Genomic DNA, 22218 nt, shown 5'->3' on the forward strand with positions numbered 1-22218 from the left:
TCATATCTTCATCAGAAGGAAATATGACTGTTAGAGACGGAGACTATATTATAAAAGGTACGGATGATGAATATTATCTACGCAAGCCATACATTTTTGAAAAAATATATGAGGTAGCAAGTCAGCAACCACAACTCAACGACAACCAGAAAATCGTGTTGGAGTGGTTGAAAAGCGAGACAATTTTAACTAGAGAAGCACCAATATTATCTGTTAATGCTTTTTCTGATAAAAATTTACTAGGAAAATTACCTGATAAAGTACGCAAAGCTTATAAACTATTGGATTGTAAACAAGAATACGAAGTCCTAGCAGCATTCGCGCAATGGGGATTGGGACAGGAGGAAGCGGAATGAAAGTAAATAAAGCATTGGAAATGCTAGAAAATATGCCGGCAGAAGCTATGCTGTATTTTTGGGTAATTTCAAATGGTAAGCAGTGTTTAATGACTCCAACTGGATTTAAATTGAACCCTGACGGAGATAGGGTAGGGATTGAGAGTGATATCGTCATTGTAATTGATGTGGAGGAAAAAGAATGATCTATCCTTTTATCTTTATTGTACTTTTCGTTTCTATGTTAGTAATCATACAAGAAGGGAACAAGAAATAATGGGGAAGACGAAATCGAAAATCAAGAAGAAAAAACGCCGTTTGGAACAAAAGGCAATTCAGAATGGAACGGCTAACTCAAAACTTTTGAAGAAGGGAGAAGTAGACGGATGGAAACAATTGAACAAACGATTACGAGTAATGAAGTAGCGAAAATGGTGGGGCGTACACATGACAACGTGTTGAAAGATATTCGAAATATCATCAAACAAATCGGTGGCGTGAAAAATCACGAGTCCTATTTTATCGAATCAACGTATACAAATTCTCAAAATAAAGAACTACCAAATTACTTGTTAACTAAAAAAGGCTGTGAGCTTTACTCAACCAGAATGACAGGAGCCAAAGGTACACAATTTGCAGTAGCTTACATTGAACGGTTCAACCAAATGGAAAATCAATTGAAGGAAGCAATGTCACCGATCAGTAATACCGAATTACTATTAGAAACAGCGCTAAAACATGAACGAAATTTAGCAGCAGTAAATGAACGATTAGATAAATTAGAAACGGAAACGATCATCAATTCTAGTCAACGTCGTAAAATACAGGGATTAGTTCGATCTACAGTAATAAAGATATTAGGCGGTAAGAAAAGTAATGCCTATAAGAATAAGAGCATAAATAGAGCTGCGTTCAGTAATTGTTACAATCAATTGAAAGCAGTATTTGATGTGGCTTCTTATATGGATATCCCCAAAGCTAGATTCATAGAAGCTATAGATTTAATTCCAAAATGGAAACCAGATTTAGAATTACAAGCTAGGATTAATCAAGCGAACGGAATTTCTAGCTTGTGGTAAAAAGAACATAAAAATAGACAGCCGAAATTGGCTGTCGCTACATAGACTGGTAATTGCTTAATATTTTCTTTTATTATAACACAAAAGGAGCGATTTTGCTTGATGAATTTATTAAGAGAAGTAGATTTCAAACAAACAAGAGATAATGCCAGAAATGTTTTAAAGAATTTTAGACGTTTAGAGCGCATAGCAGGTCGCTCATTGATAGATATTAAGTCACCAGTTATAACAGATATGCCTAAGGTTCCTAGTCATGGAAACAGAGCAGAAGATGCCATGATCCAATTAGCAGATGCTGAAGCAGAAAGAGATGCGATTTTGAGCGCTTTGATGGTGCTTAGTCTAATTAGTCGTCAGATACTATACTACAGTTTCTGTGTGCCAGATAGTTTCTCAAACTACAGGATTAGTCGTGAATTAGGTTATTCAGAACGAAGTATTCAACGGATGAAGTCGGAAGCTCTAATAGAGTTTGCAGAAGCATATAGGCATGGAGAAAAAATTGCTTATAAATAATTTGGCGTTTTTTTGGCGGAATGATGGCGGTTTTTAGCCATTTACCAGTGATATTATGATAGTGTCGAAAGATTAGGAATTCGACAAAATAAGCGAAGGGAGGCAGTCTCCCTTATCGTTGTAATTATGCTTTGATAGACAGCAACTAATCAATCGCAAAAATATGAAAAAGGAAGTGAAAACCTCCTTTACTTTCCATTGTTTATCTATATCAACTGGTTGCTGTCTGTTTTGATATAAAAAAATTAGCTATCCTCAAAAGATAGCTAGCAATACAATTATTTTTTACTGCAACAAGAACGACAACAGTATTTGCATCCAGAAAAATTTTTGTCTAAGTTTTTAACTCGTAAATATCGAAGAGCAGATGAACAATCTGTAAAATAACCGATTTTAACGTAGTATTTTTTATTTAGTGCATACGGACAATCTATCTCGTGAAGTATGTAGACAGTATTTTTTGTAGGTGTTGTATCAATAACATAATTAGGCATATGAAAAACCTCCTTAATTAATTATATAACGACTAAAAATAAATTCGCAATACACTTATGTCGCTGTGGCGGAAGTAGAGAGACGCGAAGGTGAAGGTAGGTTTCGTATGGCGCACTATTGGGACCTCGTATAAAACTAGAGCGGACTAGTGCATGTGCTGTCTATTAATTTATGCATCGGAGGGAAAGCGAATGGATAAAGAAATCAAAGTAACTGTCAAATTAGATTTGACTGAACTAAAAGAACTGCTCAACAAGGATAGTGACCAAGTCGAACAGTTACAAGAAACTTTAGATGAAATTGCTAATTTTAAAATCCAAGTTTCTTAGCAGTATATTTTTTAGCAGCTGCACTCATGAAATCAGACCAAGTATCAAAATTTGTATTATCAGAAGCCTCGTGAGAGCCTAGTAAGCTCTCATGTGTGGTGCGATTCTTTGGGTTTGCGGTACAAGATCCCGAAAGTAAAACCGCTAGCAACCGAGGGATGTGGCAGTGGTGAGGTGCAGGAAGTATTAGACTTGTCTGCGTGTAGGTTGCTATTACATATTAGATCACTCTTTGAGTGGTCTTTTTATTTTACGTAAAGGAGGCACGACAATGTATAGACCACAATACTTAGAACAGAAGTATGAAGTAATTACTGTTCATGATGGTAGCGGCAGGAGAGTCTGGGAGTTTAGAAGACCATCAAAGGCTGATACATACAAACGAAAGGCCAATAATGAAGTTGTTCCCTTTCACAAAAGGAGAAAGGTCAAATGAGAAACTACTGGTATGTATCACTAACGAATGAATATCCTCGAACCATTGATGATTGTTCAGTGCGTGTTGTGCGTTCTGTACAAATCAAAGGGAAGTACTCTATTGTCGAAATGCTAAGAGAAGCTACATCACAAGAGATTGATCAGTATAAGTTGGTTCTTATTGGCATTGGTTGGTTTAAGGACGAACATATTCAAACAAACATGAAGAGGTGGTTGAGATAATGTTTTGGAATAGGAAAGATGAACCTTTCATTGACGAACGAGACTTTAATTATCCGAAGGTGCTTATCAAAACGCCTCATAAAGATATAGAAGGTTGTATCAAAGAGGTAACCTTTTTCTATCTTGATGACCACGATGAGAAATTCATGGTTCGTTATGAAAGAGAAGATTATGTGACTGGCAAAAAAATAGGTGCTCATTTTGCGGCATCAATCAAAGAGGTAGAAGCTAATGATTGGTACATGAAGATAACACATGATGGGCAAACGTTATACGAGACGGTAACTAAACCTAACCTACTAGAAATCAAACTAAAAGATACTGACTCAGTACCAGAGGTTTGGTACAAAGGTGAGAGGTTGGATGAATTGCCTAAAGGATTAGTAGATGTCTCGTATCATTGGAAGACTGATGATTTTACTAATGATGATAGAGGAGCGAACGACATCACTATTGAATATTATGATTCACATAATAACAAGTACTTAGATAGAAAAATCATTGGGCACAAGAGAGATATGTAAATGAAAGAAGCTAGACCTAGAGACGAGATAGACAAACTATACAAGACCAAACGATGGCGAGACCTAAGGCAAGTAGTAATAGCTAGGGACTTCGGCATGTGCCAAGAGTGCAAGCGTCGAGGGCGGAACACAAGGGGCACGATCATCCATCACATAGTCGAGGCGAGGGAAGACCTGTCACTGTTCTGGTCCGTAGATAACCTTGAATGTATCTGTGTAGCTTGTCACAACAGAGAGCATCCAGAGAGATCAGGCGGGAAGAAGAAACCAAAACCTAAATCACATATCGTTAAAATGTATTCAACTCCTGAAAGATAAGTTTGCAGCGAAATGAAGGTAGCCCCCCTACTCTAAAAGATTAAAGAGTAAGTCTTGAGAAGAACGGTGCAGTCCTTCCTTCGTAAAAAGACCGCTTTTCAAGTTTTTTGGAGAAAAAGGAAAAAGCCGACCAATTTAAGCCGGCTTTGGACGAAGCTATTTCTTAGTCCATTTGTTTCCTTTTGAGAAGTAGGAGGTAATCGGTCGCCTGGATCAATTTTTACTTCTCGTCCGCCTTGGACATTTCCACCACGAGGTCCCACTTCTTTATAGGTTCCTTTTGGTTTATTGTCTTCGCCGGGTTTATAGAGTTCTCCCATAGGAATCCCTCCCTAAAAAATTTCGGCGCAGCACTGCCGATAACTTAATTATAAGGATTGTGATAACGATTTTAATATATCTTTTGAAAGAAGGTGATATTATGCCGCAACCAGCGAAGAGTGCAAAATTACAATTATTAAACGGAAACCCAAATAAGAAGAATACCGAAGAACTCCGCAAGCGAGCGGCCGCAGAAGACAAATTAAAAATGGCTACTGACAAAATCAAACCGCCGTTATGGCTAGATTCGCTAGGAAAGGATACCTTTGAGTTTATCGCTGATGAATTGCTGTCTGTGGATTTAATCAGTAATCCGGACGTCCATATAATGGCTCTCTACTCCAATTGGTATTCGCAATACGTTTCTTTAGAAAAACAGTTTCGAAAACTACAACGAGAGTACAAGTTGAACTATGCGCTTGCGAAAAAGGAGGCAGAGGCGAGAGGTGAGCCGTTTAATGAACCTAATGAATTAATTGGTAATCCGCTCTCTCGGCAGATGGATACAGCGTCGCGGAATCTCCGTTCTTTTGGCGCTGATTTAGGACTATCACCAGCAGCCAGAGCTAAGTTAGCTATTAAGATGGCTGATGATGGTGGTGATGACGATGACGACTTCTAATATTTTGGATATGTCCTACACAGAACGTGTGGACTATTGGCAAAGCTATCTTGAGGAGCAAGCTTCTTGGGGTGGCTTTTTAAAATGTCCATATCCGGAATTGTTAACTACTTGGTATGCGGAACGATTAATCGATGGAAGCATACCAGCCAGCAAAGAAAATATTCAAGCTGCTAAACGGCATATGCGTGATTTGCAGCGCCAAGGAACAGATGATTTTCCTTGGATCTTTGACGAAGAAAAAGGTCACCGGCCTATTAGATATATCGAAAAAAAATGTAAACCAACTGAAGGCGACTTTGGTTCGTTTATTTTGCAACCTTGGCAGCATTTCATAATTGGATCCATGTACGGATGGGTACATCGTGATACAGGAGAGCGTCGCTTCCGCGAGGCTCTTATTTTTGTTGGACGTAAAAACGGGAAGACAAGTCTTATCTCGGGCCTTTCCACATACATGGTCGCTTATGATGATGAACAAGGCGCCAACGTTTACGTATTGGCAAATGCTCGTGATCAAGCAAGCTTGTTGTTTGATAAGGCCGCAGAAATGGTCAAACAATCGCCGGCGCTCTTTAAGAAATTTGGTAAGCCTAAACGATCAAGTATTAATTATGCTCCCGCCTTTTCTAAAATGGAACCACGCGCCTCAGATAGCCGGAAATTGGATGGGCTAAACACTCACTTTGGTATTTTTGACGAGATCCACGAGTTTACGAATTACAAGCTGATCAACGTTATCAAGAAATCAAGAGGAACCAGAAAACAGCCTCTGATAGTTTATATCACAACTGCTGGATATGTATTAGATGGTCCGTTGATGTCTTATTTTGAGCAAGCTGTGGACTGTTTGGAACATTTGGAAGATGACATCGATGAACGGACTTTCTATTATCTGGCAAAACTTGACAGTGCGGAAGAGGCTGATGACCCAAGATTATGGATCAAAGCCAATCCGAATATTTGTCTAATGAATTTTGTTGGCATGCTAGATGACTATGTTAAGGATAAAAAAGATCCAAAAGAATATGCTGACTGGATTACCAAGCAATTTAACTTGTTTTCCGATATCGATGAGCTGTCATTTGTCGATATGCCTACCATTAAACGAAACAATAAAACCATCGATATTGAAACGCTCAAAGGTAAGAAGTGTGTCGGTGGTTTTGACTTGTCCGAAACGGAAGACTTTACCGCAGCCGTTTTAGAATTTCCGCTTGAAACAGGCGAGGTATTCATTTTGCAACACACATGGATCCCACAAGCTAGATTTGATCGAGATAACAATCAAGAGCGTATCAAAGCGTGGGAGAAGGTGGGAGATCTAACGATTATTCCTGGTGATTACGTCAATTATGAATACGTCTTAAATTGGTTTGTAGAAAATTCGAAAATCTATGACATTGTAAAAATCAATTATGACAAGGCCAAGGCGCTACGATTAAATAAAGAACTAGAAAATGCAGGATTTGAAACCAACGAGATTCGGCAAGGGTTTCTATCATTAGGTGGGCCAATGCAAAACTTCAAGGAAATGCTATTGGACGGTAAGGTGATTTTCAACAATTCCAAGCTTTACCGATGGTATCTATCCAACGTCAAGCTGGTGATGGATCGCAACTCAAACTGGATGCCGTCTAAGCAGTCCAAGAGTAGAAAAATAGATGGTTTTGCAGCAAGTTTGAACAGCCACGCCGAAGTGTTGAATATGTTGGTTAATCCTGTCGGAACCGGGAAAGTAACCTATTACTCGATTTCCGATTTAATGAATATGTAAGAAAGGTGTGGAGGAATGAGTATTTTAGATCGTTTGCGTTCTTTTGGCCGAGCGAAGCCGAAAGCGAGCAAACAAGAGTATTTTTTGAATGACCCGGGATTGATACCGTATTTAGTCGGAAAAGATGAAATATCAGAAGGGATTTTTTCCGTAATTAGCCGTGTATCGAACGTTTTTGCGTCTCTCCCTCTCAAAATGATAGATGTGGAGTTTGGCCAACCGGACGACTGTCCTGCATACAACTTGTTGAGCGAAGGCCCTCGATATTTTACAAAGTTTGATTTTTCCGGGACGTGGAAGTTTTGAGAAACTACCAAGGGAATGCGTATGTGCAGATTTTCCGAAATATCAATGGAGAAGTAGCAGATATGGCGTTAGTAAAACCTGGTGCTTGCCATCCAGTGATTGATATGGATAGCGGGGAGCTTTACTACCAAGTAACTGCGACTGACAAAGGCAGTTACAAGCAAGTTATCTATGTACATTACATGGAAATGCTCCACTTTAAACAACCGAGGTTTGGCGGCTTGGAAGGTACAGACCCCACAAAAGTATTAACGAATACCCTCGGATATGATCGAGAAGTCCGAAAAATCTCTTTAAGTCAGCTTAAAGGAAGTAATGAAGGGCTAAAAGTTAAGTTTGCTAGCAATATGGATGAAGAAGCTAAAAAAGCTACAGTTAAAAACATTGCTGATTTTTATCGACAAAACGGTGGACTACTTGTGGAAGAAAACGGTGTAGAAATCGAACGTTTACAACGAGAGCTGGTAGACAGCAAGCTTTTAGATACTGATAAAGTATCTCGCTCCAGAATCGCGATGGTCTACAACGTACCGGAACATTTCATTGGGAATAACCAGTCGAGTTACTCTTCACAGGAACAGCTCAATATGGAGTTTTTGACATACAATCTAGTACCGACCGTTAATCAATATGAAGCGGAACTAAATAAGAAAACACTATCGAGAACCGAAAAAGCAAAAGGTTATCGATATAAGTTTAATGTCGCAAGTTTGCTAAGAGCTGACACTCAGGCAAGGGGACAATTCTATCAAATCATGCGACGAGGCGGAGCATACTCAGCGAATGATGTCCGAAGATTTGAGGACTTGCAACCGATAAATAAAACCGGTATGGATGATTATCATATTTCCGGAGACCTATATCCAATCGATATGGATCCAACATTAAGAAAAACAAACTCGTCTAAAAGCGTAGCCGAAAACGGTTAGGCTTTTTTAGTTTGCACCGAAGGGAGGTGGAAGGATGAAAAAAGTGACGTTAAGCGGCGATGTCGTGGATAACGATACCGCGTGGCTTTATGACTGGTTTGGGATCAATTGTATCTCACCAGGGAAAATTTCTGCCGCTCTTACAGAAGCAGCGGGGGATGAAGTAGAACTTGATATCTCATCGAACGGTGGGGATGTCCTAGCGGCAAGCGAAATATATACCGCTATCCGTGCCTATCCGGGAAAGGTATCCGGAAATGTTGTGAGTATTGCAGCAAGCGCTGCAAGTGTAATCGCTTGTGCTTGCGAACCGCTTAGAATCTCGCCAACAGCACACATCATGATTCACAACGCATGGGTGACCACTAGCGGCAACGCCGAGGAATTAAAAGCCGATGCGGAAATGTTAAGCAGTGTGGATGAGTCTATCGTTAATGCTTACGAGATCAAGACAGGACTCGACCGGAAAAAGCTTGCTGATTTAATGGCAAAAGATACTTGGTTAAACGCACAAACAGCAGTGGCGGAAGGTTTTGCGGATGAAATTATGTTTGCAGAAGCACCAGTAACGGTACTCAATGCCTCTCAACCGGTTATTCCAAAAAACGCGGTAACTAAGTTGAAAAATCTAATACTCAAAGCGGAAACACCGCAAGAAGAAACGCTCTTGCAGAAAAAACTAAAAGCCTTAAATGGAGGGAAAAACGAATGAATTTAGAACAATTAAAAAATGCGTGGGTCGAGGCGGGAAGTAAAGTCTCTGATTTAAACGCGCAACTCAATGCAGCATTGGTTGACGATGAAAAAACAGAAGAAGATGTAGTAAGCTTGCAAGCACAAGTAAAAGCAGCACGGGCTAAACGGGACGGATTGAAAGAGCAAGTGGCAAATATGGAAGCCGAACAAGTCTTAAACGTCAAAAAAGAACCATTAGATAAAAAAGATGAAAACTTGAAAAACAAGTTTATCAAAGACTTTAAAGCGATGGTCAATGGTGATCCTGCTATTATGGCTACTTTGACATCTAATACGGATGAATCTGGTAATGCTATCGGATTGACTATTCCTGTAGATGTGCAAACGACTATTCATACTTTGGTTCGTCGGTTTGACTCTTTGCAAGAATACGTAAACGTTGAAAAAGTGACCACTACTAGCGGTTCTCGGGTTTATGAAAAATGGTCTGATATTAAACCACTGACCGCTTTGGATACTGAAGACGGTGAAATCCCAGCAAATGATGATCCTGCACTTTACTTGATCAAATACTTGATCAAACGCTACGCAGGTATTTCTACAGTAACTAACAGCTTGCTAAAAGATACTGCCGAAAACATTTTGGCATGGTTGTCTAAATGGATCGCGAAAAAAGTAGTTGTTACTCGCAATACAAAAATCTTGGCAGCTATTGATGGAATCAAAGCAGCGCAAAAGAAAGATGTTACAGATGTTGATGGGATTAAAGATATCGTAAACGTCCAACTTGATCCAGCTATCGAAGCTACATCTATGTTTATTACAAACCAAGATGGCTTCAATGTTTTAGATAAAGTGAAACGTGCTGATGGATCTTACTTGTTACAAAAAGACGTAGCTTCTGCAACTGGATATACCTTCTTAGGTAAACCAATCAAGAAAATTGCTTCTCGTTTCTTGCCAAACAAAGGTACGCAAGCTACTCCTAAATATCCACTGTATATTGGTGATCTGAAAGAAGCTGTTACATTGTATGATCGCGAAAACATGAGCTTGCTGACAACGAATATTGGCGGGGGGGCTTTTGAAACAGACACCACTAAAGTACGGGTTATCGATCGATTTGATGTGCAGTTAGTCGATGATGAAGCGGTTGTTTTAGCTACATTTACATCTATCGCAAACGAAGTGCCAGTAACAAACGGTTAAGGAGCTGATTCCTTATGATTCTTGATCCTAAAATGGATTTAGGCGAAATCAAAAACGCACTAAAGATTGATAGCGATGATGACGATGTGGAAGTAAGCCGTGCGGCGCAAGCTGCAATTGCATATATTAGAGGGGCTATCGGGAATGATAAGCCCTCTTTTTATAAGCAAGAAAATGACACGGTTGATCTGATTAATTTAGCTATTCTGCAATTAGCAGATCATTATTACAACGCTCGATCAGCAACCGTGAGTGGGAACTTGCGAGAGTACGATTTAGGCTTTACAAGCCTAATCTTGCAACTCAAAGCAAGTTATTTGCTTTTTGTGGAGGAGGAGTAGCGTATGCCCCTTATTCAAACAGGAAATTTAAATCAACGCATCAAGTTTGTCCGAGATACGACGGTTAAGGATGATGACGGGCAAGTTGTCCCGACTTCTACAACCATTCTTACTTGCTGGGCAAGTGTGCAGACACAACGCCTGAACGATATTAAGACGTCCATTGGTACGGCTTTGGAAGGAACACTGACGTTCATTATCCGATACCAACAAAAGTCAGAGCTAACCAATGATATGAAAGTGTGTTGGAATGGAAAAACGTTTGAAATCATCACAATTACAAAGGGCGAGTTTACAAAAGACTTCACGACAATCATTGCAAAAGAGGTTTCAAAATGAGTGTAGAAGTCGATGCAACCGAAGTGTACAAAGCGCTTAGGGAAGTAAAAGCAAACGTTCAACGAGTGGAAAGACCAGCACTTAGAAAAGCTGGGGAGTACGCTCAAGAAAAGTTACGACAAAACACACCTTACTGGGATGGAACGAAGTCAAACGGTAAACGTGGTTCGTATATGCAAGAACATGCTAAGAACCATGTGGTTACAAGCTCGGTAAAAAACGGATTGATAGAAGTCGGCTATGACAAAGATGTTTCTTGGCGGATGCACTTTATCGAGTTTGGAACAATCAAACAACGTCCAAAAGGTTTCGTACAAAAAACACAAAAGCAAATCGAAAAACAAGTAACACAAATCATTGCTGACGAAGTAAAAAGGAGGCTAGGACTTTGAAAACGGCAGTATCACAAGTCTATTCAATTCTGAATAGCAATGAAAAAACAAAGAACATTGATTTTTACACCAATAGTGTTCCGGAATCAGCTCAAACAGTACCTAGCCTTCCAGTTGGCAGAATTACAGAGATATCCGGCAACTATGAAGATTTTGCAAGCAACAATCCTTTGACCATTCAATTTAACGTACAGGTAGATGTATGGGTGTCAACCATGAAAGAGGTTGATGCCTTTTATTTTGCCCTTGATGAGGTTATGAGGGGGAATGGTTGGCAATGCGCATACACGGAACAAACAGATGACGAGGACTTGGAAGGTGCAAAGCGGATTATCAAACGATATGTAGCAAATATTTCACTAAACTAAAAGGAGAGAAAATAGATGGCAACAGTAGGATTTGAGAGCGTCACTTTTGGCGTAAAAACAGGTGCAGGCGGCACTCTAAAAGAATTAGTAGCAGATAAGTCGAAAGGCGGAGCGATCGAAGCTAAAATTACTGGATTAGGCGCAACTTCTAACATAACATACGCTTCAAACGTACCGTTCTTCATTGCAAGTAAAGGGGTTTCGTCGCCAAAAGTTACGCTTGACGTGGCAGACTTAATGGATAACGGCATTTACAGCGAAATCATTGGTGCTAAAACCGTGGAGGGTGTAAATGTAATTGGTTCAGAAACTGAAGCGCCTTACGTGTCGGTAGTCATGGTTACAGCGAACAAAGAAGGAAAACGCTTATTCATGGGATTGACAAAAGGGAAATTCAGTCATCCAGATATCGACATGAAAACAGCTGAAGACAAAGGGGTAGAATTGCAAACCGATTCTATCGAAGGGGAATTCATTTCTGATGAACGTGGCTATGTATACTTAACAGCCGTAGAATCAGAAGAAATGACCTTACAAAAATTCAAGGACTTGGTAAATAACAAAGCGGGGGAGTAGTTAACCCTGCATCTACACCAACGACAGATACAGGGACACCAAAAGAACCAGAACCAAAAATTGATACACAAGGTTAGCCATTTTTGGCTAGCCTTATTTTTTGTAAAAACAAGGAGGAAAACAAATGATTGAATTGCAATTGAAACTTGACGGAAAGAAAAAAACATTCAAACAACAAGATATTTCCGCACGTGCAATGCGTGAGTGTATCAAATTTTACGAGAAAGCGGAAAAAGCAGACCTAACTGATTTAGAAGCAATTGATTCAATGATTGCAATTACAGCAGATATTTTCCAAGATCCAGCAGTTACATTTGATGCTATTTTAGACGGTTTGACTGCGAGCGAGTTAGTACCGGCATTAGAAAGTGTTTTTGAACAAATCAATGAACTGGGAAACAATGAAAAAAAGCAGATGGCGAGCAAAAAGAGATAAGTTTTTCTGAAGCTAGGAAAGCAATGGATCAAATCTACAAAGATTTAATCGAATCAGGTTGGACGATGAGAGATGTGGACGAAGCCGACTATCATTATTTGTTACACCTTTTTGGAGAAGTGGAGAGTGGCGAAGAATATGTAGATGGTGCTGATTTCATCAAACAATTTTTATCGGCTGAAGACTTGGTAAAACTTGAGGAAGGAGGTAAATAATGGCAGGAAAAGGACAACCGGCAGGAAATATCAAGCTAGGGATTAGTTTAGATAGCACTAATTTTGGTAACACGCTGGACGAAATCAATGCGAAAGTCAAACAAGCTGAGTCGAATATGCGTGCCAATCTAAAGGCTTATGATTCAGCAGGACGTTCATACGAAGCACTTAGTCAAAAGACGAAAGACTTGTCTACGGTTATGGAAGGGCAAAACGCCAAAGTAAGAGAATTAACAAAGCGCCGTGATGAAGCGATTAGCAAGTATGGCGAGGAATCGAAACAAGTTGCTAACCTTAACACACAGATAAACAATGCTACCGCAAAATATAATGCTTACAGTCGCCAGTTGAATGACACAAAAAAAGAATTGGTGTATTCCAAAACAGCCGTCAATGATTTATCTGATGAAATCAAAGAAAATGAACGGCAAATGAACGCCGAAGTCAAAGCGTTGAAAGCCGCTGGTGATGAATCTGGTGCGTTTGAAGCAAAACAAAAAGGGCTAGCCAAACAAACGGAATTATCCGAGAAAGCTATCGAAGAACAGCGCAAAGTTGTGAAACTGATGGCTGATGAGTTTGGCGATTCAGCAAATGAAACCGAAGATGCAAAAAGGGCACTAGAAAAGTTAGAACGACAAAGCCAAATATCCAGTAGACAATTAGAAAAACTCGAAAGATCCAGCGATCAATCAGGAAAAGAAATAGAAGATTTTGGCGACAAGTCCACAAGGTCAGCTAGGAAACTGGACGGACTAAAAGACAAATTAAGCTCGCTAAAAAGCGCATTTTCGTTTGGTGCAGTTGCTGGATTAGCTTCACAAGCAGTTAGCGGTGTTGTTAACAGTTTCATGGGGTTGAAAGATGAAGCAGTAGAGGCTTCCGATTCAATGGACAAGTTTGTTCAAACAATGCAATTTGCTGGTATAGATAATTCAAAAATTGAAGAATCCAAAACAGTGATGAAAGATTACGCCGACCAAACGGTTTATGAACTAGGCGATGTAATGAATACGACCGCACAGTTGGCAGCCAACGGTGTGAAAGACTTTGATGGTCTAACGCAGGCAATCGGTAATATCAATGCCGTTTCAGGTGGTAACGCAGATACGTTCAAATCGGTAGCAATGGCAATGACACAAACTGTCGGTGCTGGCAAATTAACAACTGAAAACTTTAATCAGATTGCGGATGCCATTCCGGGCGCTTCAGGGAAAATTCAACAAGCATTGAAAGAAATGGGCGCTTATACTGACGGAGACTTCCGCGAGGCTATGGCAAACGGAGAAATCTCTGCCGAAGAATTGAATGAAGCATTCATGCAATTAGGTATGACTGATGTAGCTAAAAAGGCAGCAGGTTCCACAGCTACGATTGAGGGGGCGGTTGGAAATCTGCAAGCCAGCGCCGTAAATATGATTAATGAAATAATTAATGCTTTCGGCAAAGGCAATATCACTTCTTTGATCAGTGATATAGGCAAAGGAATTGACGACTTAACAACCAAAATCAAGCCAGCAATGGAAAGCATAAAAAACGTCGCTCAACCTGTATTTGACATGTTGAAAAAAGGGGCTGACATAGCAACACTTGCTTTTGGGACACTGTTTGGAACGTTAGATGGAGATCAAGCAAAGCAAGGCTTTGACATTCTAACTAAAATTTTCCCACCAGAAATGGTTACTTTCGCACAAGATACCATAGAAAAAATAAAGAATGCGGTTAAGACATTGTTTGACGTATTCAAAGGTAACGCAGACATGGAAGATGTTCTAGCTAAATTAGGATTTTCTCCAGAAACAATTTCTAAGATAAAGGATGTTTTCGACAATCTCAAAACATACTTTGATGGTGCTATGTCAAGCATTAAAAACGGCATAGAAGTTGCATGGCAATTTGCAAAAGGAATTTTCGATACTTTGTTGCCATATATAATGCCCATTATAGAAAAGATAGGCGGAGCTTTTTCTAAAATTGGAAAATCAATGACCACATTTTGGAATGAAAATGGTAAACAAATTATTGAAGCAATCAAGAACTTTTTTACGTTTATACAGCCCGTTGTAAAAATCGTTATGGATTTAGTCATGGGGTTCATTGACAACATAATAGGTTTAGTCGAAGGGATTATGAACGTCATTCAAGGTGCTATCAAAATCTTCACTGGTTTATTTACAGGCGATTTTTCTAAGATGTGGGAAGGAATAAAACAATTGTTTTGGGGTTCTATCCAAGCAGTATGGAACTGGATTCAAATACTATTCTTCAAACGGATTTTAGAAGGAGTAAAAGGTTTGTGGACTGGTTTTTCAGGCTCAATAAAAGGGCTATGGGAAAGCACTAAAACTTTCTTTACTGAAGGTATTTCCAAAACTTGGGATAAGCTAGTCAATTGGGTAGTTAATTTGTTGGGCAAAGTTGGCAACCTGAAAACCACGTTTGGAAATTTCATCCAAAACATGTGGAACAGCGTGAAAAACTTCTTCAGCAATGGCGTTGGAGACACGTGGAATAAGGTAGTTGGCTGGGTAAAAAACATTTTCAACAAAGCAATTGAATTGAAGAACAATGTTTCTGATGCAATCGGTAACCTGTGGAACGGTATCAAAGACAACTTCCGTAGCGGTATTGATACAGTATTCAATTGGTTTTCAGAACTACCGACGAAGATGAAGAATGCCATTATTGGCGGTAAAAACGCCATTGTTAATGCGTTCAAAAGTATTTTCAACGCAGCACTTAAAGCGATAGGTAACCCAGTTAACGCAATCATCCATGGAGCTTCATGGGTTCTTGAAAAACTGGGTGCAGAACCTCTCCAAGAATGGGACGTACCACAATACGCAAAAGGAACACCAAACGGAGGTCATCCGGGCGGGCCTATGATGGTAAATGACGGTAGAGGTGCTGAAGCGGTAATCACACCTAACGGACAAGCATTTATCCCACGAGGGCGAAATGTAGTGTTGAATGCACCAAAAGGCACACACGTTCTAACAGCTGAAGAAACAGCTTATATGACTGGAAACAAAGCACCAAGATATAGATACGCCAAAGGTACAGGCTTTTTCGGAAATCTATGGAACAACGTCAAAGGATTTGCTGGAGATGTTGGAAACAAGCTGAAAGATGTAGTCGGCGATGTATGGGATTTTGTAACAGACCCGGGAGCGTTGGCTAGGAAAGTATTAAATGGTCTTGGCGTACTGGAAGGGCTTGTCAAATATCCTTTAGACGTTGGTAAAGGTATTCTAAGCAAGGCTACCGAAGCATTGACGAACAAAATCACAGAACTATTCAGCAGCGGCAGTTTAGACACTTCAATGGGCATGCAAGGGGTTTACAAATACTTAGCGGACGTTGCAGTTGCAGTAATGAAGAAATTCCCAGGCTTTCAAGTAACCTCAGGTTATCGAGAGGGCGATCCATACTCGCACGGAAAGCACAACGCAATTGATATTGCGCTACCGGGAGTCGTGAATGGTTCCCCTAGATACACAGAAGCAGCCAATTACGCATTTGAGAAGTTTGCAAACAAAATCGGCTATGTTATCACAAATGGCAAGGTTCGTGACCGTTCAGGACAATCAGGTCAACCAGCAACGGGTGCATGGGAGCCATGGCCCGATGGAGATCACTATGATCATGTGCATTTAAACGGTGTGAAAGACCCACAAAACACTCAAATTTCAGGAGATAGCGTGGGAGGCAGTGGGGTAGAAAGATGGCGCAATGTAGCAATTAGAGCGTTGAAAATGACCGGTCAATACAGTACTGCAAACTTAAATGCATTACTAAATCAAATGCGTACAGAGTCAAATGGTAATCCTAATGCAGTTAACAATTGGGATATTAACGCCAAAAATGGAACACCATCAAAAGGGTTGCTCCAAGTGATTGACCCAACATTCAGACAGTATGCAATGCCAGGATTCAACAGCAATATTTTTGACCCACTATCTAACATCTTAGCTTCAATCAGATACGCACTATCAAGATATGGCTCACTAACAAATTCCTATCGTGGAGTTGGTTACGCAAACGGTGGAATTGTAAACCAACATCAAATTGCGGAAATCGCAGAAGGAAACAAGCCAGAAATTATTATTCCGTTAGATAAGGCTAAACGATCAAGAGCGATGCAGTTGCTTGCGATTGCTCAAGATAAGTTAGGAGTAAAACCAAAAAGTGTAAATAATAGTAGCGATTCGAGCGGAACGTTAGAAACATTAGTTTCACTGATGATTCAGCAGAATAACTTGCTATCTAAACTTTTAGCAAAAGACACAAGTGTCAAACTTGATGGTAAAGCAATTGCAGACAATACAAACGGATACTTAGGTAATCAGTTGAAACGTTCGCTATATACAACAGGTTAGGAGGGATAAAGTGAATGGCTATTTAATCGATTTTCGCTTCATAAAAAATCAAGAGATAGTATCTCTAAAAGAAAAATTGGGCATAGAGTGTATTTCTTTTGCACGAAAAGCTCCACAATTAAATGTAGAATACCAAGAATTTTCAGGGTCAAACGGTTCGAGAGAAGTCGAAAAAAGTTTTAAATCGTTCACTATCGAAGTGGAATTTTATGCTGAATTCAAAAATATGTATGACTATCAACTAAAAGAAACTGAATTATATGCGTTTCTATTCGATGACGAAGGATATTACGTTTTTACAGATAGAGAACCTGGCAAAAAATATTTTGTCCGTCCTAACTCAGTAGAAGTGAATGAAGTTGGTCTAAGATATGCAACTTACAAGGCGACTTTCACTGTTTTTAGAGGTTGTTCCGAATCGATGGTTTCCACGTTATCGGATTTTTCGCTGTCTGATGAATGGCAAATTTCACAAGGTCTAGTTGCGGAAGATTATAAGTATACGCACCGAACCAGTAATTTTACCATTTATAATGCTGGCGATTTTGCTATTGATCCACGTGAACATGCTCTAAAAATCACTTTGGAAGGTGAATCAGAAGGCAACGTGACTATTTTCAACAAAACGACAGGGGAACGATTCATCTACTATCCCAAGTTTTCTACGTTGCTAGGCCAAACTTTGACTTTAGACCGTGTTTATCCGAAGTTGAACGGTGTAAATTGCGGAATTGACACGAATTTAGGTTTGATAACGTTAGCGGTTGGAACGAATGAAATTGAAATACAAAATGTTACTAGAGTGGAGTCAAAATGGGACTTCAATTTTTTGTATAAGTAGGTGGGAATTTGAAAGATATTTTTATTCAAGACTACGAGAAAACAAAAAAAGAAATATTGACTGACTATGATAAAAGTACATTTATTGAAAATTGGCAAGAGAACGAAACGTGGGAAATTTCGTTCACTATTGTCAAAACAAAATTCAATGAATTGGCTTTTGATTTAGTCGATTACGAAAATTCAGTATTTTTCAATGGACAAGAGTTTATCGTGAAACAAATGGGCGTTTCTGCCGAAGGGGCAGCAATCGCAAAAACAGTTACAGCCACGCACATTTACTACACCATGCAAGATGGCTTTCAGTACGACATAATCACAGGGACACGCTCTATCAACCAACTGCTAGCGCATGTTTTCGAACCTGATAACCGTGGATTTACATGGAATGTTGTAGATCCGAACAAGAAGTTTTTGCCAGTTGAACAAGAAAACTTCGGGAATGGGAACTATTTGAAACTGGTTGAAGAAATTTTGAAAGACTATGATGCGATAGTGATTCCGGACAATAAAAACCTTACTTTCTTCCCTCGTTCAGAATATGGTAAAAAAACCGAAGAACAAATACGCTACAAATACAATACCGATTCCGTGAAATTTGATATTGATACTTTGAATTTGAAAACACAGATAAAAGGATTTGGCAAGAAAAAAGAAGACGACACTTACTACTTCACGCCAATCACATATACAAGTAAGCAGTCGGAAAAATGGGGTATACGTGTTCAAAGTCCAGTCAGTGATGATCGTTACACCGTTTCAGGGAACATGCTCGAGCGATTAAAGACAGACTTGCAAGACTATCCAACAATCACTGGCACAGTTACTATGAAATGGCGTGTAGAGCCTAATAAGGGTGATTACGTGGCGTTTGTCTATGAGCCGTTAGGTGTCAATACCTATATTCAGGTGGTGGGTTTGAAAACTTATCCAGCGTTGGAAAATAAGCCGCCAGAGATTACATTGAGTAACACAAAGAAAACAATGACAGCGATACTTGCTGAAATGACGAAGAAAGGAGTGGTTTGATGGGGTTACTAAAATTAATCAGTAACCGTATCTCTACGGAATGGAAAGAGAAATTTAATAAAAACATTGACTACCTCAATGATCTTGAGAAGAAATTGTCTGATCAAGACAAATCAACGAATAGTCGTATTGATAATCTCGTGCTTCATTCAGGCGGTGATTCTCCTAACGAAGTAGTGGATGGGCGAGTAGATTATAAGGGCCAATCATATAATGTTCTTCAAGACCGATTACTTGCATCTGAACGACTGTTTAGGAAAGAGATTGACGAAGTGCAGAGTAAACAACAAAATACTCAAAGTCAAGTAGGACAGTTAAATGATAGTATTGAACAGATTATTGGTGGATCAGCCGCACAAATAAATATTTATGTTTCTGCAGATAAAGGAAACGATCAAACTGGAGATGGCTCAGAAGAGAATCCGTTTGCGACTATTCAAATGGCTTTCAACCAAGTACCTTTGATCACCATCCCATCAGTCACAATATGGATTGATTCCGGTATATATTTGGAAGATGCTGTTCTTAAAAATGTTAACGTGACATCAGTATATGTACGATGTAGAGACAGCATAGATAACATTGATGTTTCAACCTCAGATTTGCCAGTTAAGGTTAGAAGTATCGCATTTTATTATATCCGTGGCTATATTCAGGTTAGCGGATTACAATTTGTTGATACTGTTAATGGTCCTGAATACGGAGATAGTATCTATCAGTTGTTAGCTGATCAAAGCGGTTATATGTCAGTTGTGAAATGTAAATTTGCAAATGATAATCGAAATACTGCATCAATGGGGATATGTATAAATGGCACTTCACAGTGTCATGTTTACAATGGAACGTATTTTTATAAACAAAACATTGCTATCAGAGCAAAATTCATGGGAACGATTCTTATCAGTGATATTGCCGGCTCACAGAATGTAGTTGGTGCGCAATCTGACGATGGCTTGATACGCCGCGAGCCGCCCACTAGCTTTGCTGATACGCGAACGAAAGTTACTGGTTGTGGTCTATACATTAAGAAAGGAACGGTGTTGGGTTAATGGTGTATAAAGCTAACAATTCAATCATTTCCATTCAAGCGGAAACTACGCAACCAATTTATACAAACGTTGTTTTTTGGTCGCATGATCGAGGAACAGCCAAACTTCGAATGAAGTTAGTAAGAAAAAATGGAATTCCTCAGAGCCTACCAGAAGGAACTACGGTTCCTATTCGTCTGATATTTAAGTCTGCAACAGCAGAAGATGGATATGGAAAACATGACTATCTTGCCACCATTGAAGATCGTGTGAATGGCATTGTTTCTATCGTATTAGAAGATAATATTTTAGGATATGTCGGAAAAGTAGAAGGTAGCGTATATATTGATTTCCCAGACGACCGCTCGTTAGATACAGCTGGTCGTTTTACTTTTGACATCAAACGCAGTCCAATCGATGATAGTACGCCAGAACTAGAAGATTATTATTTCAATGGTTTCAGTCAGACCATTGACAAAATCGAAAAAATTCTAGCTGATGGGAAGCAAGAGATTGAACAGAAAATTGCGGAATCTGAAACGCAGATTGACGGGAAACTGAAAGAAACAAACAACAAAATCACGAAAGCCAATCAAGATGTCGCAACTCTCAATACTAATATTGATAAAGCAAATGATCGTATTGATCAAACCAATAAGCAAATTGGTGATCTTGGCAAGTTGAAGAAGATGTACAGCAACAACTTAGAGTTTGGGGACTATGATTATAGTGGGAATGCTAATTTAATGAATAACCTCTCTTTTTCTGATTTTGCTGTTCAATTAGGTGACGGAACTATAAGTGATGGTGTTAAATTTTTAAAAATAAATAAGACCTCTGGGAGTAATTTATATGTTATGGCAGGATACAAAAATAGTACCTATTATTTGACACCTGTACTTTCAAACACCACCTACACAATAACTTATGTTCTACGTAAATCTTCAAATTTTGTACCACAAAGTGGTAAGCGTATAATTTTACGGTATAGATTAAATCAAAATACTACCACAACTAATCTTGGAGAATTAATCCTGGATAGTACTAGCTTAACTGAAGAGTTTACAACTTACACAAAAACTTTTACTACAGGTGCATTAGCTAAACCGAATAGCTACTATTTCCAAGTTTTAGTAGAAGAAGGTTTGTCTGGCGAAATAGAGCTAAGCTATGAAATTAAGCTAGAAAGGGGTTCAACAGCCACACCATATCAGCCAAATCTACTCGATGCACCGCATTATTTGAGTAAGGTGGCTTTGGGTGAGAATATTGCTGACCCAACAGTTAAATTTCCAATTAAAACTAGTGCGTATAATATATATCGAGGTAAGAATACTGAAAAATATCAAGCAAACCAAACCTATACAATTACTATGAAGGCAACCAAACCAGCATCTCAACAGTTTGGCGTTTATGTAAATGCCGGAACAATGGGTGTTGGTAATATGAAACCTGTAGAAGGTTTAACTGATGTTTGGCAACTTACATTTAAAATAACACAAGCCCACATGGATGGTGGCGTAACTGATGTTTTAGATGTATTTCAACTTCCAAACACTAGTGTTGGCTCGTGTCAAATAGACTGGCTTAAATTTGAAAAAGGCGACACCCGAACCCCGAATATTAGTCAGTTTAAATACTTCGGTGAAGGCTTGAAAGACAGTAACAATCCGAATGACTACAGCTGGGATATCACTCCTGAATATACTGAAAAAGGCTTGAATAATACGGTTAGTCTAACCGAACCACAGTCAGTTGAAGGTTTAAAAAACTTTGAGGATGGGTTGCAGATTGCAGGTAAAGAAGTTGCTATAGTTCCAGAAGATACCGGATGGGTAAATCTAACAGCGATCAATGGCCACTCTTGGAATAAACAGGGACAAATCAGGAGAATTGGAAAACTAGTAATGTTTCGTGGATCATTAAAAGGTAGCACGCTAAGTACACAAGATTTTTGTACGATTCCAGAAGGATTTAGACCAAGTAATCCAACTGATAATTATGAGTATCAATTCTTGTTACCACCACAAAGTAGTAATACTTTAGACAATGGCGGGATGGCTTATATCCGAACGAACGGCGTTTGCGGTCTACCTTCATTTAGGGGAACAGTCAACTTGTTTTTAGCACCAATTCAATACTATATAGACTAGGAGTGA

General features: G+C 39.3%; 28 protein-coding genes. 27 read left to right on the forward strand and 1 reads right to left on the reverse strand.

Annotation, left to right across the window (positions count from 1 at the left end; genetic code table 11):
• Positions 1–23 precede the first annotated feature (23 nt).
• From IGL28_RS03450 to IGL28_RS03490, 9 genes are all read left to right on the forward strand, one after another.
• Positions 24–356 carry a hypothetical protein gene (locus tag IGL28_RS03450; protein ID WP_081129464.1) on the forward strand — a complete coding sequence of 111 codons (333 nt, stop codon included), beginning with the start codon at positions 24–26 and terminating at the stop codon, positions 354–356.
• Positions 353–541, forward strand: coding sequence for a hypothetical protein (locus tag IGL28_RS03455; RefSeq protein WP_081129413.1), 189 nt, complete (start codon positions 353–355; stop codon positions 539–541). The genes IGL28_RS03450 and IGL28_RS03455 overlap by 4 nt, the downstream gene beginning before the upstream one ends.
• Positions 542–611: 70 nt before the next feature.
• On the forward strand, positions 612–761 hold the full coding sequence (locus tag IGL28_RS03460) for a hypothetical protein (protein ID WP_179133722.1): 150 nt from the start codon (positions 612–614) through the stop codon (positions 759–761).
• The gene (locus IGL28_RS03465) at positions 722–1414 is read left to right on the forward strand and encodes an ORF6C domain-containing protein (RefSeq protein WP_081125331.1); all 693 of its coding nucleotides are present in this window, start codon (positions 722–724) and stop codon (positions 1412–1414) included. Before IGL28_RS03460 ends, IGL28_RS03465 begins: the two co-directional genes overlap by 40 nt.
• Before the next feature lie 102 nt (positions 1415–1516).
• Positions 1517–1930 carry an ArpU family phage packaging/lysis transcriptional regulator gene (locus IGL28_RS03470; RefSeq protein WP_081129414.1) on the forward strand — a complete coding sequence of 138 codons (414 nt, stop codon included), beginning with the start codon at positions 1517–1519 and terminating at the stop codon, positions 1928–1930.
• A gap of 686 nt (positions 1931–2616) precedes the next feature.
• Positions 2617–2754 (forward strand): hypothetical protein, encoded by a 138-nt coding sequence (locus IGL28_RS03475; RefSeq protein WP_179133723.1) that lies wholly within the window; start codon positions 2617–2619, stop codon positions 2752–2754.
• 432 nt (positions 2755–3186) lie between these two features.
• A complete protein-coding gene (locus IGL28_RS03480; RefSeq protein WP_081129425.1) occupies positions 3187–3414 on the forward strand; it encodes a hypothetical protein in 228 nt (75 codons plus the stop codon).
• Positions 3414–3938 carry a hypothetical protein gene (locus IGL28_RS03485; RefSeq protein WP_081129428.1) on the forward strand — a complete coding sequence of 175 codons (525 nt, stop codon included), beginning with the start codon at positions 3414–3416 and terminating at the stop codon, positions 3936–3938. Before IGL28_RS03480 ends, IGL28_RS03485 begins: the two co-directional genes overlap by 1 nt.
• Before the next feature lie 96 nt (positions 3939–4034).
• Positions 4035–4256 (forward strand): HNH endonuclease, encoded by a 222-nt coding sequence (locus tag IGL28_RS03490; protein ID WP_223917848.1) that lies wholly within the window; start codon positions 4035–4037, stop codon positions 4254–4256.
• Between the two features lie 98 nt (positions 4257–4354).
• On the opposite strand, the gene IGL28_RS03495 is transcribed toward IGL28_RS03490, so the two are convergent.
• Positions 4355–4576, reverse strand: a complete 222-nt coding sequence (locus IGL28_RS03495) for a YjzC family protein (RefSeq protein WP_206600296.1) — start codon at positions 4574–4576, stop codon at positions 4355–4357.
• Positions 4577–4677: 101 nt separating this feature from the next.
• Here IGL28_RS03495 and IGL28_RS03500 point away from each other — a divergent pair, with 101 nt between their 5' ends.
• From IGL28_RS03500 to IGL28_RS03585, 18 genes are all read left to right on the forward strand, one after another.
• A complete protein-coding gene (locus tag IGL28_RS03500; protein ID WP_081129431.1) occupies positions 4678–5199 on the forward strand; it encodes a phage terminase small subunit P27 family in 522 nt (173 codons plus the stop codon).
• Entirely contained in the window at positions 5186–6976 is a 1791-nt protein-coding gene (locus IGL28_RS03505; protein ID WP_143351482.1) for a terminase large subunit, read from the forward strand. The genes IGL28_RS03500 and IGL28_RS03505 overlap by 14 nt, the downstream gene beginning before the upstream one ends.
• Before the next feature lie 15 nt (positions 6977–6991).
• A complete protein-coding gene (locus tag IGL28_RS03510; RefSeq protein WP_241546307.1) occupies positions 6992–7282 on the forward strand; it encodes a hypothetical protein in 291 nt (96 codons plus the stop codon).
• The gene (locus IGL28_RS03515) at positions 7279–8211 is read left to right on the forward strand and encodes a phage portal protein (RefSeq protein WP_368014377.1); all 933 of its coding nucleotides are present in this window, start codon (positions 7279–7281) and stop codon (positions 8209–8211) included. The genes IGL28_RS03510 and IGL28_RS03515 overlap by 4 nt, the downstream gene beginning before the upstream one ends.
• Positions 8212–8245: 34 nt before the next feature.
• Positions 8246–8923 carry a head maturation protease, ClpP-related gene (locus IGL28_RS03520; RefSeq protein ID WP_081129436.1) on the forward strand — a complete coding sequence of 226 codons (678 nt, stop codon included), beginning with the start codon at positions 8246–8248 and terminating at the stop codon, positions 8921–8923.
• On the forward strand, positions 8920–10116 hold the full coding sequence (locus IGL28_RS03525) for a phage major capsid protein (protein ID WP_081129438.1): 1197 nt from the start codon (positions 8920–8922) through the stop codon (positions 10114–10116). Before IGL28_RS03520 ends, IGL28_RS03525 begins: the two co-directional genes overlap by 4 nt.
• Before the next feature lie 14 nt (positions 10117–10130).
• Positions 10131–10457, forward strand: coding sequence for a head-tail connector protein (locus IGL28_RS03530; protein WP_081129440.1), 327 nt, complete (start codon positions 10131–10133; stop codon positions 10455–10457).
• Positions 10458–10460: 3 nt separating this feature from the next.
• Positions 10461–10796 carry a phage head closure protein gene (locus IGL28_RS03535; RefSeq protein ID WP_081129443.1) on the forward strand — a complete coding sequence of 112 codons (336 nt, stop codon included), beginning with the start codon at positions 10461–10463 and terminating at the stop codon, positions 10794–10796.
• On the forward strand, positions 10793–11188 hold the full coding sequence (locus IGL28_RS03540) for an HK97-gp10 family putative phage morphogenesis protein (protein WP_081129446.1): 396 nt from the start codon (positions 10793–10795) through the stop codon (positions 11186–11188). The genes IGL28_RS03535 and IGL28_RS03540 overlap by 4 nt, the downstream gene beginning before the upstream one ends.
• Positions 11185–11556 carry a hypothetical protein gene (locus IGL28_RS03545; RefSeq protein WP_002329393.1) on the forward strand — a complete coding sequence of 124 codons (372 nt, stop codon included), beginning with the start codon at positions 11185–11187 and terminating at the stop codon, positions 11554–11556. Before IGL28_RS03540 ends, IGL28_RS03545 begins: the two co-directional genes overlap by 4 nt.
• 15 nt (positions 11557–11571) lie before the next feature.
• Entirely contained in the window at positions 11572–12132 is a 561-nt protein-coding gene (locus IGL28_RS03550; RefSeq protein WP_081129449.1) for a major tail protein, read from the forward strand.
• 124 nt (positions 12133–12256) lie between these two features.
• Positions 12257–12568 carry a phage tail assembly chaperone G gene (gpG, locus tag IGL28_RS03555; protein WP_002335843.1) on the forward strand — a complete coding sequence of 104 codons (312 nt, stop codon included), beginning with the start codon at positions 12257–12259 and terminating at the stop codon, positions 12566–12568.
• A gap of 23 nt (positions 12569–12591) precedes the next feature.
• On the forward strand, positions 12592–12783 hold the full coding sequence (locus tag IGL28_RS03560; protein ID WP_002339947.1) for a hypothetical protein: 192 nt from the start codon (positions 12592–12594) through the stop codon (positions 12781–12783).
• Positions 12783–17162: a tape measure protein gene (locus tag IGL28_RS03565; protein ID WP_081204110.1), complete on the forward strand. Its 4380-nt coding sequence runs from the start codon at positions 12783–12785 to the stop codon at positions 17160–17162. Before IGL28_RS03560 ends, IGL28_RS03565 begins: the two co-directional genes overlap by 1 nt.
• Positions 17163–17172: 10 nt before the next feature.
• Positions 17173–18003, forward strand: coding sequence for a phage tail family protein (locus IGL28_RS03570; RefSeq protein ID WP_081129452.1), 831 nt, complete (start codon positions 17173–17175; stop codon positions 18001–18003).
• Between the two features lie 8 nt (positions 18004–18011).
• Complete coding sequence (locus IGL28_RS03575; RefSeq protein WP_081129455.1) at positions 18012–19031, forward strand: phage tail protein; 1020 nt, start codon at positions 18012–18014, stop codon at positions 19029–19031.
• Positions 19031–20080, forward strand: a complete 1050-nt coding sequence (locus IGL28_RS03580; protein ID WP_081129457.1) for a hypothetical protein — start codon at positions 19031–19033, stop codon at positions 20078–20080. The genes IGL28_RS03575 and IGL28_RS03580 overlap by 1 nt, the downstream gene beginning before the upstream one ends.
• Positions 20080–22212, forward strand: a complete 2133-nt coding sequence (locus tag IGL28_RS03585; RefSeq protein WP_438843893.1) for a BppU family phage baseplate upper protein — start codon at positions 20080–20082, stop codon at positions 22210–22212. The genes IGL28_RS03580 and IGL28_RS03585 overlap by 1 nt, the downstream gene beginning before the upstream one ends.
• Positions 22213–22218: the final 6 nt, after the last annotated feature.

This window comes from Enterococcus sp. AZ077 (assembly GCF_051714965.1).
Taxonomy (GTDB): domain Bacteria; phylum Bacillota; class Bacilli; order Lactobacillales; family Enterococcaceae; genus Enterococcus_B; species Enterococcus_B hirae.